This window comes from Streptomyces sp. NPDC050121 (assembly GCF_044460385.1).
Taxonomy (GTDB): Bacteria; Actinomycetota; Actinomycetes; order Streptomycetales; family Streptomycetaceae; genus Streptomyces; species Streptomyces soliscabiei.
The window spans coordinates 1-14,928 of record NZ_JBITJV010000082.1; the positions used below are offsets into that span (position 1 = coordinate 1).

The 14,928-nt window shown below is 70.1% G+C and carries 2 protein-coding genes; both read right to left on the reverse strand.

What is annotated here, in order from left to right:
* Positions 1-72: 72 nt before the first annotated feature.
* Positions 73-315 carry a hypothetical protein gene (locus tag ACIBTS_RS48575; protein ID WP_399328313.1) on the reverse strand — a complete coding sequence of 81 codons (243 nt, stop codon included), beginning with the start codon at positions 313-315 and terminating at the stop codon, positions 73-75.
* Positions 312-14,849 carry an EndoU domain-containing protein gene (locus ACIBTS_RS48580; RefSeq protein WP_399328315.1) on the reverse strand — a complete coding sequence of 4,846 codons (14,538 nt, stop codon included), beginning with the start codon at positions 14,847-14,849 and terminating at the stop codon, positions 312-314. Before ACIBTS_RS48580 ends, ACIBTS_RS48575 begins: the two co-directional genes overlap by 4 nt.
* Positions 14,850-14,928 lie beyond the last annotated feature (79 nt).

Genomic DNA, 14,928 nt, shown 5'->3' on the forward strand with positions numbered 1-14,928 from the left:
GATGAGGCGTTCGCCGGTGAGGACGAACAGCATGTTGTTCACCGGCGTCGAGGCCTGGATCGCCATGTCGTATCAGCTCTTTCTGCCGGTCCCGGCGCTGCCCGCGCCCCGTGACGTGAGGATCGCGTCGAGGTTTCCGGCCTGGGTCTTGAGGATGTTGCGCGCGTTCTCGAGACTGCCGTGGGAGACGGCGCCGATCGCCTCGGCGACCGCCCTGCCGGTGTCGGTCGTCGAGGTCAGTTCCTTGTCCAGGTTCGTACGCAGCGACCGGCCGTAGCTGCCGTCGCCGGCCTGCCGCAGAGCCCCGAGGCTCACCCGGGTTCATGCGCGGTCAGCCGCATGAAGCTCTCCCGCACCTCCGCGGGGAAGAGCTCCGGATGCCTGTGCAGCAGTTTTACACGGTCCGCCAGGCTGAGTGCCAGATCGCGCAGCGGCAGCTCGGTGTCAGCAAGTGCCCAAGTGGCCGCGGCAGACTGCGAGTACGCCACTCCCTCCACGTGGCGGGACAGCACAGGGGTGTCCAGCACGGCCTGCAAGTGAAGCAGCTGGTCGAGTTCCGCGCGCCGGTCCCGCCCGGCCGAGGCGTGCTCTGCCGGGGATCGCCTGGGAACGTCGCCCAGGTTCGCGTCAGCCGCAGCGCCCGACTCCCCGGCAGCTACCGGGGGCTCGGCTGCGGGCCGTGGCTGCTGGACGGCCGCCGGTTCGCGCTCCTGGGCCGCCCCGGCCTCATCGGACGAGGAGAACGGCGCCGACAGGGCACGGCCGACGCCCGGCGACCGACGCCCGCCGGCCGCCTCCGGTTCGTGGAACGACGACTCGGCGGGCACCGCTTCGGTGCGGCCGGAACGGGTTGGGGGCACAGCGGGGCTCGCGGCGCGCGATCCGCCGGCGGCCGGCACCTCGTCGTCCAGCAGGTCCGGCGGCGGGTCCGAGGGGGCGGCGCGATGGAGCCAGTCGCCCCTGTCGGAGGGGTCGGGTTCACGCAGTGTGGTGGGCCCGCTGAAGGGATCGCCCAGTGCAAGTCGGTCGGTGGCGCCGAGCAGTGTGCCGAGGAAGTCGAAATCGCCGGCTAGAAGGCCCGTCGGTCCGGCACCGTCCTGGTCTTCCGGTTCGGGGTCGCTCGCCCGGCGAGCTTCCTCCCACGTTGGTGCGTCTTCCTCCATCGAGACGTCTTCCGTGAGAGTTGCCGTGACTTCCTTGAGGTAGTCCTCCATGAATTGCCGCGTGGGGATGTCTGTCTCGTCGCGGGTGAATGGGGGCGCGGGTGTGTCCGGGGTCTCCTGGTGTGCTGCGGGCGTCGTCGGCGTGGGGGCGTCGGGCGTGGTGGGTGAAGCGGTGGCGGGCGGGGGGAAGAGGGCGGCCGGCTCGTTTCCGATGAGCCGGACAGGCTGCCCGGCGCTGTCACCCAAGTCGACGCCCAACGCCCGCAGCCGCTTGCGGAGCGACTTGCACTCTGCATCGATTCGGTCCCTGTCGAGCATGGACGGACTGAACTCACCGGACATCCACGTCCGCACGTTTTGGTGCCTAGCAGTGAGGCTTCTGGCCACGGCCATGGGTGTAACCCAAAACTTTGCCAGGAAACCCAGCTTGCCGCGGGTCTGGTACGGCCTGACGCGTGCTCGTTCTGCGACCTCGTCGGCGTCGACCGTGCCGCTGGGGCCGCGTTCCTTAAGCAGGGCCAATGCCGCGTCGTACCGATCGGCGAGGTCAGCCTGCGGGTTCATGACATGGCCGAAGCGGTAACGGTCCACCTCGACCACCGTGCGTTTGAGGATGGCTGCCACGGCCTCGCGCGATTTCTGCCGTTCCAGCAGGAGCGCCGTCTTGGACTGGAGGGGGCTCCAGTCGTCGCGGACCTGGGCGTCGACGTCCTCCGCGGTGATCGGGCCGGTGCGGTCGGGCTTCCGGAGCAAGGCCACCGCCGCCATGATCCGCTCGGCAGCCTCTGGCCCCGGAAGGACGCCGTCCCAGTAGGCCTGCACGAACCTGCGTTCGTCCCTGAGTATGACGGCCACGGCCTCGACGGACTCCTGGTAGGCCACCAGCCACCCCACGTACAGCGGGAACACGGTTTTGCCATCGGGGATCTCCAGCTCCCGGTACTTGCTGTGCGCCGCATCGAGCGCATCGGCGAAGTCCGCACGTGGGTCGTTGCCTTTTCTGGCATTACGCACCGTATCCGTTGACTTACGGAGCTCCGGGGCCACGGCGGTCTTCGACCCCAGCCACCTTTCCAGGTCCTTCAGCTTGCCGCGGGCGTCGTACGGCGTGACCCGGGCGTCGACCTCTTCCGCGGTGACCGGGCCGGTGTGCTCGGGGTCATCAAGCAGGTCCAACGCCGCGGCGGCCCGGTCGACCACGACCTTAGCCGGGTTCGTGACATCGCCGGAGCGGTAAGCTCTCACGGTGCTCACCGAGGTGCGGATCGTCTTCGAGGGGCGAAGGACTGCTGCCACGGCCTCGAACGATCCCAGCCCTTCCTTCAGGCGCACGATCGTGTTCTGGAGGGAGCTCCGGTTGCTGTGGACCCGGGCGTCGACCTTCTCCTTCTCCTCCTCGGTGAGCGGGCCGGTGCCGTCGCGTTCCAGGAGCAGGTCAACCAAAGCGCGGAGCCGCTCCGTTTTCGTCTCGATATCACCACGACCGACGATGTCGGTTACGGCCTCGAACGATCCCAGCCTCTCCCGCGCATAGCGCACCTCGGCCTGGAAGAGAGTCTCCGGGTTGCGCCCCTCGGCCGCCGTACCCGCCACGGTCGAAATGCCCGCCGCGGGTGCCTGCGGGGCAACAGGCCCTGCAGGCTCCCCGTTCGTACCCGAGGACTCCTGGGGCCGGCCGGGGAACTCGTCACTCCCGAGGACGTCGTCGAAGTCGTCGCCGTGCACGAACAGATCCTCGACGTCCTCCAGCCGGTCCTCGACGTCACCCGCCCGATCGAACCGCGCGTTTAGGTGCGACTCGTCCGCACCGGATTCGTCGTTCAGCCGTCGCTGCTTCGCCGGAGGCTGTCCCTCAGGGGATTCGGCCGCCCGGTTTGTGGCGGGCCGGGTCGTGCCGAGCTGGACGTGCTCCTCGCCGGTCGTGCTCACGGACTCGTGGGACGACGTCTGCAGCCACTGTTCGCTGAGGAAGAGGGCCTCGTCCTCAGCGAACAGATTCTCCGACGATTCCGCGCCGTCCGCGGCCACCGTATCGCCCGGGCCGATGCCGTCCGACTCGCCCAGCAGGTCGCCGGCACCCGGCTGCTCGAACCACGGGCCGAGGAAATCACCCATCAGGAAGTCGACATCGTCCTCGACACGCTCCCCCGGAGAGAAGTCGTCGCCGTGCACCATGGTGTAGTCCACCGCCGGCGCCACATCGATCGCCATGTCCCCCGCGCCCTCCGGCCCCGACCGGACGGCACGTTCCCCCTCCTCTCCGAGTTGCGCACCGTCCGCGGGTTGCGCAGCCGCCGTACCCGCCACGGTCGAAACGCCCGCCGCGGGCGCCTGCGGGGCAACAGGCCCTGCAGGCTCCCCGTTCGTACCCGAGGACTCCTGGGGCCGGCCGGGGAACTCGTCACTCCCGAGGACGTCGTCGAAGTCGTCGCCGTGCACGAACAGATCCTCGACGTCCTTCAGCAGGTCCTCGACGTCACCCGCCCGATCGAACCGCGCGTTTAGGTGCGACTCGTCCGCACCGGATTCGTCGTTCAGCCGTCGCTGCTTCGCCGGAGGCTGTCCCTCAGGGGATTCGGCCGCCCGGCTTGTGGCGGGCCGGATCGTGCCGGGCTGGACGCGCTCCTCGGCGTCGTCCTCAGTGATGAGCCGCTGCTCGCCCCCTGTTTCGTCACCGGGGTTCGGCAAGTGAGGCGGCCCTGACCAAACGGCACGTTCCTCCTCCTCTCCGAGTTGCGCACCGTCCGTGGGTTGCGCGTCCCCGAAGAAATCCAGCTCGTTATCGGAGAAAACCAGCTCGTTTCCGGTGTGCTGGACAGGCTGCCCGGCGCTGTCACCGAAGTCGACGTCCAACGCCCGCAGCCGCGTGCGGAGCGACTTGTACGCTGTATCGATTCGGTCCCTGTCGAGCATGGACGGACTGACCTCACCGGACATCCACGTCCGCACGTTTTGGTGCCTAGCAGTGAGGCTTCTGGCCACGGCCATGGGTGTAACCCAAAACCTTGCCAGGAAACCCAGCTTGCCGCGGGTCTGGTACGGCCTGACGCGTGCTCGTTCTGTGACCTCGTCGCGGCTGACCGTGCCGCTGCGTTCCTTAAGCAGGGCCAATGCCGCGTCGTACCGATCGGCGACGTCAGCCTCCGCGTTCATGACATGGCCGAAGCGGTAACGGTCCACCTCCTTCACCGTGCAGTTGAGGATGTCTGCCACGGCCTCGCGCGATTTCTGCCGTTCCAGCAGGAGCGCCGTCTTGGACTGGAGGGGGCTCCAGTCGTGGCGGACCTGGGCGTCGACGTCCTCCGCGGTGATCGGGCCGGTGCGGTCGGGCTTCCGGAGCAAGGCCACCGCCGCCATGATCCGCTCGGCAGCCTCTGGCCCCGGAAGGGCGCCGTCCCAGTATGCCTGCACGGACTCCGGGTCGTCCTTGAGTATGACGGCCACGGCCTCGACGGACTCCTGGTAGGCCACCAGCCACCCCACGTACAGCGGGAACACGGTTTCGCCCTCGTCGAGCCCCAGCTCCCGGTACTTGCTGTGCGCCGCATGGAGCGCATCGGCGAAGTCCGCACTTGCAATATCTTGCCAACGCCTACGGAGCTCCCGGGCCACGGCGCTCTTCGACCCCAGCCACTTTTCCAGGTCCTTCAGCTGGGGGCTGGGGTCGTACGGCGTGACCCGGGCGTCTACCTCTTCCGCGGTGACCGTGCTGCCGGGGCCGCGTTCCTCAAGCAGGGCCAATGCCGCGTCGATCCGGTCGACCACGGCCTTAGCCGGCTTCGTGACATCGCCGGAGCGGTAAGCTCTCACGGTGTGCTCCGCGGGGCGGGTCCCCGTCTTGGGGAAAAGGACCTTTGCCACGTCCTTGACCGATCCCAGCCCTTTCACCAGGCGCACGATCTTGGACTGGAGGGAGCTCCAGTTGTCGCTGACCTGGGCGTCGACCTCTTCCTTGGTGACCGGGCCGGTGCCGCCGCGTGCCTGGAGCAGGTCAACCAACGCGCGGAGCCGCTCAGCATGCTCCACGTTCAGGTGCGAAATCCGGCCGCTCTCCCAACCCTCCACCGATCGCGCGTCTTTGGCACCGACGCGGTCGGCCACGGCCTCGAACGATCCATCCAGCCCGCGCAGTGCATAGCGCGCCTCGGCCTGGAGGAGAGTCGCCGGGCTGTGCCCCCCGGCCGCCGTACCCGCCACGGTCGAAACGCCCGCCGCGGGTGCCTGCGGCGCAACAGGCCCTGCTGCGGCGCGCGATCCGCCGGCGGCCGGCACCTCGTCGTCCAGCAGGTCCAGCGGCGGGGCCGAGGGGGCGGGGCGATGGAGCCAGTCGCCCCAGCCGCCCCAGTCGCCCCTGTCGGAGGGGTCGGGTTCACGCAGTGTGGTGGGCCCGCTGAAGGGGTCGGCCAGTGCAAGTCGGCCGGCGGCCTCGCTCAGGGTGTGGGATCCGACCTCCTGTCCGGCGTCGGTGGCCGGCCTCCACTCGTCCGGACGCGGCACCGGGCCGTTCAGCAACCGCTCGGCCAGTTCGCGCTGTTGGACGAGGCCCGGTACCAACCCGGCGAACCCGGCGATCTTCTCGACCATGGCGCCCAGCTGGTCCGCGTTCACGGACAGTGAGTGATGTGCGTTCTCGGCGCTGTCGGCGCGCACCAGCGACACCCGGACCAGAACACCGTCCGTCCGCATCCGGTCCCCGGCAGAGATCAGGGAAACGGCCAGCTCGGCCCGAAGACTGTCGAAGTTCTTGTCCATCCGTGCGACGTCGGTTCCGGGAGCGGGGTCGAGATGGACCCGGATCGCCAGATCGATGGCGCGCTGTCCGTTGGCGAACAGCACGTGCCGGACGTCGAGGGGGAGGACCCGGCCACCCCTGTCGACCGTCACCGGACCGGCGTTCACCTCACCGACCGGCTCGGACCGGGGCCAGCTGGTGTGCGGTTGGACGTGCGTGGGCCGGAAGTTGAGGATCCGGCCGTCGCGCTCCAGGCCCTCGATGCGGATGTCTCCGGCCATGCCGACCCAGTGTTTCGTACCGGGTTTCATATCGGGCGCGTCGGCCGGCCGGACCAGGTTCGCAGCGACAGCGAACTTGTGCGCGTGCGCGGCACTGGCCAGCAGCTGGTCCGGTTGCCATGCGAGGGGAAACATCACATGCGGCTCCCCGTCCACGTGCTCGGCCCAGTCGAAGTCCGAATACCATGACTTGGGTTCCTGGCCGTGTCCCAGCCACTGGGCCACGGGAAGCCGGGGGTGGAGGAAGAGGACCTGGGCGTCGTACGTGAAGTTGTGGTGTTGCCGGCCGCGGTTGACCATCAGACCGTGGAAGTACATCTGGGCGTCCGGTGACAATCCGGGTTCGTGATGGGCGCCGGTGCGGGTGCGGCGGTCGCCGAAACGGACCAGGTTCTCCACGCGTCGGCCGATGACCGCTGGGGTGGGGGCCGATGGCACGGGGGGCACGTCGTCGGGCGGGACGGGTGTGCCGGGCTGGTCGTCGCTGGGGCGGAAGTCGGTGAAGACGCCGCGGGAGAGCGTTCCTTCGATCCGTACGCCGTCATACTCGCCGGTCCACGTGTAGACACCGGGCCGATTCGGGACGGGCAGGACGGTGCCTTCCCGCAGGGCGTGCAGGTATGCCTGTTCGGCGGCGTAGACCGCGTCCTCCTCGGTCCACTGTGCGGGGAACATCATCAGCCCGCGGTGCGGCTTTGACGGCAGGACGAGATCGCCCGCGACAGAAAGCGTGCCGCTGTTCCTCGCCATCCGCTCGTGCATTCCCGGGTACGTGGCACGGTAGGTCCCGTTGGGGTGCTCCGTGCCCTTCACCGCGACTGGCCGGGGGCGGTCGGAGGCGGGTGGGGGCGTCGCGAGTCCGCCCCCACCGGTGCGGGCCTCGCCGTAGAGCACCGACGTGCGCACGTCCAGGGCGAAGTGGGGGCGGGTCGGCAACCCGTCCGCCCGGGGCTGGAGTCTGTCAGCGGTGGAGAAGACCACCTGACCGTCGGTCCGCAGACGGGCCGTCTCCAGGGCGGCCTCGATCCACCCACCCAGCTGGCGTAGATACCGGGGCCGAATCCGCATCCGGCCGTATCCCCATCCCTGGTCGTTCCGGTGGTCGTTGTCCACCTGGGCGCGGCCTCGGTCGTCCACGAGGAAGGGCCCCATCAGGCCCTCGTCCTCGTAGACGGCACGCCAACGGTTGCGGTCAGCGGCCCGGTACTCGTCCTCGAGGCCCAGCAGGTGTCCCAACTCGTGCGCCAGCACATACGGCCGTTCCTCGAGTCCCCAATCATTGGAAGTCGTGCCCTTGTACTCGCGGTGCACTTGCACGATGTGATGCGCGATTTCCCCATCGGGGACGAACCACAGGCCGAGCTGGAAGACGTCGCCGTTGGGCAGCCGGTGGCCGGTGTTCCACAGTATGTCGACACCTTGCTGGGCGCGCTGCCTCAGCTCACCGAGCTCCTCGTCGGTGATCGGCCGCTCGTGCTGCACCGGCAGGAGACTCAGGCGGATCACCGCCTGAGTGGCGAACTCGCCCGACGGCAGCTGGTACCGCCGCGCCTCGAAGTTCCTGAGCCGCAGCTGGCCTCCGAAGGGCTCGCCGACCCACCGCCCGCTCAAGTCCGGCCGGATCTGGGCGCGACCGGTCTCCACCGCGCCGGGGAAGGGCACTTCGGGTTCCGTGCCGGGGACCGGCGCGTCGGGCTCGGAGACGGAGCCAGGACCGTCCAGCAGGCCCTCGAAGGCACGCGCCCAATCGGACCACTCGCCCAGGTCCCACTCGTCCGCACCGGATTCGTCGTTCAGCCGTCGCTTCTTCGCCGGAGGCTGTCCCTCAGGGGATTCGGCCGCCCGGTTTGTGGCGGGCCGGGTCGTGCCGGGCTGGACGCGCTCCTCGCCGGTCGTGCTCACGGACTCGTGGGACGACGTCTGCAGCCACTGTTCTCTGTGGAAGAGGGCCTCGTCCTCAGCGAACAGATTCTCCGACGATTCCGCGCCGTCCGCGGCCACCGTATCGCCCGGGCCGATGCCGTCCGACTCGCCCAGCAGGTCGCCGGCACCCGGCTGCTCGAACCACGGGCCGAGGAAATCACCCATCAGGAAGTCGACATCGTCCTCGACACGCTCCCCCGGAGAGAAGTCGTCGCCGTGCACCATGGTGTAGTCCACCGCCGGCGCCACATCGATCGCCATGTCCCCCGCGCCCTCCGGCCCCGACCGGACGGCACGTTCCCCCTCCTCTCCGGGTTGCGCACCGTCCGCGGGTTGCGCAGCCGCCGTACCCGCCACGGTCGAAACGCCCGCCGCGGGCGCCTGCGGGGCAACAGGCCCTGCAGGCTCCCCGTTCGTACCCGAGGACTCCTGGGGCCGGCCGAGGAACTCGTCACTCCCGAGGACGTCGTCGAAGTCGTCGCCGTTCACGGACAGATCGTCCAGCAGATCCTCGACGTCCTCCAGCAGGTCCTCGACGTCACCCGCCCAATCGGACCACTCGCCCAGGTGCGACTCGTCCGCACCGGATTCGTCGTTCAGCCGTCGCTGCTTCGCCGGAGGCTGTCCCTCAGGGTATTCGGCCGCCCGGCTTGTGGCGGGCCGGATCGTGCGGGGCTGGACGCGCTCCTCGGCATCGTCCTCAGTGATGAGCCGCTGCTCGCCCCCTGTTTCGTCACCGGGGGACGGCAAGTGAGGCGGCCCGGGCCGGACGGCACGTTCCTCCTCCTCTCCGAGTTGCGCACCGTCCGCGGGTTGCGCGTCCCCGAAGAAATCCAGCTCGTTTCCGGGGAGCTGGGCAAACTGCTCGGCGCTGTCACCGAAGTCGAACAACTCGTCCAGGTCCAACTCGTCCAGGTCCAACTCGCCCGCGGTCCGGGCAGCCACGCCCTCGCCCTGTTCTCCCGCCCCCCGTGCATCGCGCATCGCGGGGGCGACATCTGGACCGCGCCGACCGGACCGTTCCTCCACACCCGCCACGGTCAGTTCGTTGCCGGTGAGTTGGACGGGTGCCTCGGCCGGGTCGATGCCGAGATCCCTCAGCCGGCTCACGAGCGAGTCGTACGTCGTGTCGATCCGGCGGGCGGTGTCCACGGTCAGCTTCTCGGTCTCACGGAAGATCCGCAGCAGGCGCACCGTCGGTTCGTCGGCCTGCAGTTTTCGGGCCGCCTCGAGGGTTCCATACCACTGGACCAGGAGGCGCACCTTGGGCCGGGCGTCGTACGGTGTGACGCCTCTCGCCACCGCGTCGGCGGTGACGCCCCTGGGACCGTGCTCGTCGAGCAGGTGGAGTGCCACGTCGATCCGGTCGGCCGTCTCCCTGAGCGGGTTCGTCACCTCACCGAGGCGGAGCAACAGCACCGCCTCTCCTGTGATGCGGAGCACGGTGGCGACGTTCTCGTCGCTTCGCAGCGCGTCCCACAGCGTCTGGATCTTCGTCTGCCAGGAGCGGCGATCACTGACCCGCGCGTCCACCTCCTCGGCGGTGACCGGCCCGACGGGACGCTTGAGCAGCAGGTCGGCGGCTGCCTTGAGCCGCAAACCGACGGTACCGGGCGGAGGCGTGGCCGTGCCGGTCAGGTAAGCCCGCACACGGTCCTGGTCCGTCTCAGCCAGTACCACGGCCGCGGCCCTCACCTGACCGGCCTCGTCCAGCTGCGGGTCCTGCCGGTTCAGCAGCAGCCTCATCCTGGCCTGGACGAGCGTGGTCGGGGCATTCCCGTCGGCCCCGGCGGTCGCGGTCCCCAGGACGTCGATCCCCAGCTGCTCGCACTGCTCGAACAGCGCGTCCACCCGCTCGGCAAACTCCCGGGAGGCCTGCGCGCCTTTGAGTTGACGCCGCAGCGTCTTCTGGTGGGCCTTGAGCTCTCTGGCGAGGTCCCTTTCACTGCCCGCCACCTTCCTCAACGCCTTGAGTTTGGTTGTGGTGGCGTCCTGTGTGACGCGTTCGGTGACCGCTTCGGCGGTGACGGGACGGCCTTCGTCGAGCAGGGCGAGTGCCGCGCGGATCCGGTCGGCCGTCTTCTTCGACACCCGCGACTCATGACCACCCCAGCGGTAGTTGCGCGACTGCCGCGTGTCGCAGTCGAGCACTCTTGCCACGGCGGCTTGTGTTCCCAGGTGGCGGGTGAGGTCCGCGATGGCGTTCTGGAGCGGGGTTCTGCTCTGGCGGACGTGGTTCGTGACGTCGTCGACGTTCGGTGTGGTGTTCTGCGTCAGGAGCAGGTCGAGGGTTGCCGTGATCCGCTCCGCGAGCTCCGGCGTCGGGGAGGAGGTGCTGGCGTGGAGGGATTCCAGGACCTGTGGTGGGACGTCGAGCAGTTCTGCCGTGGTCTCGGAGCCGAGCCGGTCCACCAGGTACTGGATCTGCACCGTGTGGAGAGCGGGGGTGTCGGCCGGTGCGGTGGGGAGGCCGTCGGGGTGGACGAGCGCGGCGTATTCGGCGATCCGCTCGTGCATCGCCGGGTCCACGACACGCTTGCCGGACATCCAGTCGTACACGTCGTCCCGGTCCACCTCGACCGTACCGCCGCTGAGTGCGTCGGCCACCGCCCGGAGCGCGGACTCGTCGTCCGCGTGCTTCTCCCGCTCCTTCACGTACAACGATTCCAGGATGTCCCAGAAGGACGCGGCGGTCACCGGTGACCGCACGTCGCCGGAGGCGAGGCGGCCGTGCAGCCCGGCGATCCTTCCGGCGGCGTCTGCGCTCACCGGCCTCGTGCCGCTGAGCCATTTGTTCACGGTGGCCGGGGCATACTCCAGCTCCCGGGCCACGGCCGCCCCGCTGCCCAGCGTGCGGACCAGGTCATTCAGCTGGGACAGGGCGATCTGGGCGGTCTGGTCGTCGACCGCGGGGGCCGTATCGGGTCCGGTCTGGCCGGGTGGTGGGGACATGAGCTGGGAGGCCGTGGCGTGTGCGACGGCGGGTTCGGTGTGCTCGGCCGGGGTCGTGGTGGTGTGCAGATACGGGCTGAGGACATCGGCGATCTGCCGCAGGTGATCGGTGGTCAGGACGAAGTCCTGCCGCGCCGGATCGGTGAAGGGGCCCATCAGGCTGGACTCGCCCTCGGCGAGAACCTGCTCGCCACGGCCGCCCGGGGTCAGCAGGACACGCGGGTCGGGGTTGTCGTCGATGACACCGAGACCGTGGACGATCTCGTGGACGTAGGCGGCGGGGTGGACATCGGTGTACCAGATGTTCTGGACCATGGGGTGTCCGGGACCGGGCAGGCCGTCATGCACGGTGACCACGGAGTCGGCATCGGCCGGCGAGTCGACGAAACGTACATCGACGCGGAGCAGGGGGCCGGGCAGGGCGGGGCCGGTGACCTGGTCGGGCTGGAGGGCCGGCAGGCGGTAGTCGCGCTGGTTGACCAGGTCGTTCAGGGCTGTGCGCAGGCCGTTCTGCAGGACGGTGACCTGTTCGGGGGATGCGTCGTGGGTGGCCAGGTGGATCCGGCGGGTGAGGCGGATGGTGTCCTGGGCGGGGGTCGCACCGCGGTAGTGGGCCCAGGAGTAGCCGACCCTGGTGCGCTCGCCGGATCCCTGCGGGCGGCTGATCTGCCATCGTGTGTCGGACGTGGCGGGTTCGCCGTCGGCCGTGCGGGTGACTGTGCTGGTGCCGGGCGGGACGGGGGTGAAGGTGAACGCTTCGGGTGTTCCCTCGCCGGTGCCGAAGGGGATCCAGCGGTCGGTGCTCACCTCGCCCGAGGCCAGCAGCTCACCGCCGGCCTCGTCGGCCTGCTCGTTCTCGCTGCTCGCCGGGAGACCGGAGTCGCCGCCGTGCACCATGGTGTAGTCCACCGCCGGCGCCACGTCGATCTCCATGTCCCCCGCACCCTCCGGCCCTGACCGGACGGCACGTTCCCCCTCCTCTCCGCGTTGCGCACCGTCCGCGGGTTGCGCGTCCCCGAAGAAATCCAGCTCGTTATCGGAGAAAACCAGCTCGTTTCCGGTGAGCTGCTCGGCGCTGTCACCGAAGTCGTCGCCGTTCACGGACAGATCGTCCAGCAGGTCCTCGACGTCACCCGGCCACTCGGCCCAGTCAGCTCCCGCCGGGGCTTCCCCGCGCGCCTCGACCGGCAACCGCCCGAACTCCGCGTCGATCCTGGCGGCATGCTCCTCATCCACCAGGCGATCGCCTCGCAGCCAGGAGGACACCGTTGCGCGGGCGACGCCGAGCTTCTTGGCCGCCTGCATGTTCGACCTCGGCGCACGCGTCAGGGCTTTCAGCCGGGTCAAGGTTTTCTGGTAAGCCTCGAGCTTGTCGGAGCCGATCACCTCGTCGGCCACAGCGCGGATCCGGCTGATCTGATCCTGGTCCGGGGTCCCCCCGGCCCTTACCTCACCCCTTGTCCAGCCACGCACCAAGCTCGCATCGACGCGCTCCCCGCCGGCGGTGAGCTTCCGGGCCACGGCCACGTACCCGCCGCCCAGCGCGTGCTGCACGAGCTTCAGGAGGGCCCTGTAGGGCAGGGCCTCGCCGGCCCGGCCCGCGGCAGCATCATCCGGTCCGGACCGCACCCTGCCACGCCCGCCCACCGGCGCACGGTTCTCCGGCCGCGCTCGCCACTCCTCGAGGAGCGCCGCGGGGTCGAACCCACCCCTCTGCTTCGCCTCCCGCACCAGCGCGTGCAGCTCGTCGATCCGGCGGGCGTACTCGGCTCCGATAGCAGCCCCCTTCCGCCAGTGCCCCACCCTCGTCCGGCTGGCTCCGAGTGCCCAAGCCGCGTCACGGTCGGACACCAGCCCCAGATCCTCCCGCAGGGAGGCCAGGCACTCCCGCAGGCGCTCCTGCTCCGCCGGCCTGCCAACCGCGTAGGGCTCGGCGTGGCCGCCGCTGAACGCCGACCCCCTCAAACCATCGAAGGCACCGGCGGCCAGAGCGGCCACATCCACGGCGGACCGCTCAGCCAGCGACCCCTCCCGCTCCGCGCCGGAGTCCCACCCGGACTCCACCTCGGCCCAGTCAGCTCCCGCCGGGGCTTCCCCGCGCGCCTCGACCGGCAACCGCCCGAACTCCGCGTCGATCCTGGCGGCATGCTCCTCATCCACCAGGCGATCGCCTCGCAGCCAGGAGGACACCGTTGCGCGGGCGACGCCGAGCTTCTTGGCCGCCTGCATGTTCGACCTCGGCGCACGCGTCAGGGCTTTCAGCCGGGTCAAGGTTTTCTGGTAAGCCTCGAGCTTGTCGGAGCCGATCACCTCGTCGGCCACAGCGCGGATCCGGCTGATCTGATCCTGGTCCGGGGTCCCCCCGGCCCTTACCTCACCCCTTGTCCAGCCACGCACCAGGCTCGCATCGACGCGCTCCCCGCCGGCGGTGAGCTTCCGGGCCACGGCCACGTACCCGCCGCCCAGCGCGTGCTGCACGAGCTTCAGGAGGGCCCTGTAGGGCAGGGCCTCGCCGGACCGCACCCTGCCATTCCCGCCCACCGGCGCACGGTTCTCCGGCCGCGCTCGCCACTCCTCGAGGAGCGCCGCGGGGTCGAACCCACCCCTCTGCTTCGCCTCCCGCACCAGCGCGTGCAGCTCGTCGATCCGGCGGGCGTACTCGGCTCCGATAGCAGCCCCCTTCCGCCAGGACCCCACCCTATGCGGGTGGGCTCCGAGTGCCCAAGCCGCGTCACGGTCGGACACCAGCCCCAGATCCTCCCGCAGGGAGGCCAGGCACTCCCGCAGGCGCTCCTGCTCCGCCGGCCCGCCAACCGCGTAGGGCTCGGCGTCGCGGTGCCTGACAACCGCGGCACGGATCTTGGCGAGACTTTCCCCGCTCGGCGGTTTTGACCGCCACTTGTACAGCGAGGTCTCGGAGGCGTCGACCTCGGCGACCACCGCCGGCCACGACCCCAGCCTGACGTGCAGGAAGTCCAGCATGTCCCGGACGGTCATCGCGTCGGGGTCAGGCCCCGCCGGCTCCGCCTCGCTGGCAGGCCCCGCCAGCAGCTCCGCCGGGTTCGGCACGGCCCCGTCCCCGAACCCCACCTCGGCGTCGACAAACCGGGTGCCGTCGGCGGCGGGAGCGGCCACCACGGGCCTCGCCAAGCCATCCTCGTCCGACGCGGCGTCCGGTTCGCTGGGAAACAGCCCGGAATCGAACCAATCCGCCGGCAACTGCCGCTCAGCCAGCGCCCCGTCGCGGGGCGGCGAAGCCGCAGGCTCCTGGTCCACTGCCCCGTCCTCCGTCCCCGAAGGCGACAAGCCCAACCAGCCCCACCCGTTCGCCCACTCCTCCTCGGCCGTGCCGGACCGCTCGCCGAACGTCTCGTCCTGGGCATACCGGCCGGGGGACAGGCCGAACTCCGCTGCCAAGAGGTCCACCTCGTGCTCGCCGAGCCGCTGCTCGCCGAACCGTCCGTCGTCCGAATCGTCCCGCCGCTGTCTCTTGGCCGGACGCTGCCCGTCCGCTTCCGCCTCGCCGGCCGAAGCCTCGTCGAACACCCCGCCCAGTCCCACGGACTGGGCGAAGTCCGCCGCCCCGAGCCACCCGTCCCCGTCCCCGACCTCGTTCTGCGGCTGTTCCGCGGGTTCCGCGCGGTGGTCCATGGCCGGGTCCACATCGGCGGCACGCGACTCGTCGCCGACCACGGCCTCGAACGATCCCTGCCCGACCTGTGCGTAGTGCACCTCGGCCTGGAGGAGAGTCTCCGGGCTGTGCCCCTCGGCCGCCGTACCCGCCCGTGCATCGCGCATCGCGGGGGCGACATCCGGACCGCGCCGACCGGAGGGTTCCTCCACCCCCTGAGCCGACGTGGCGCCGGCCGTGTTCTGG

Coding starts and splice junctions, on each gene's coding strand:
- ACIBTS_RS48580 (WP_399328315.1), bottom strand. CDS start 14,849: ATGCGCGATGCACGGGCGGGTACGGCGGCCGAGGGGCACAGCCCGGAG.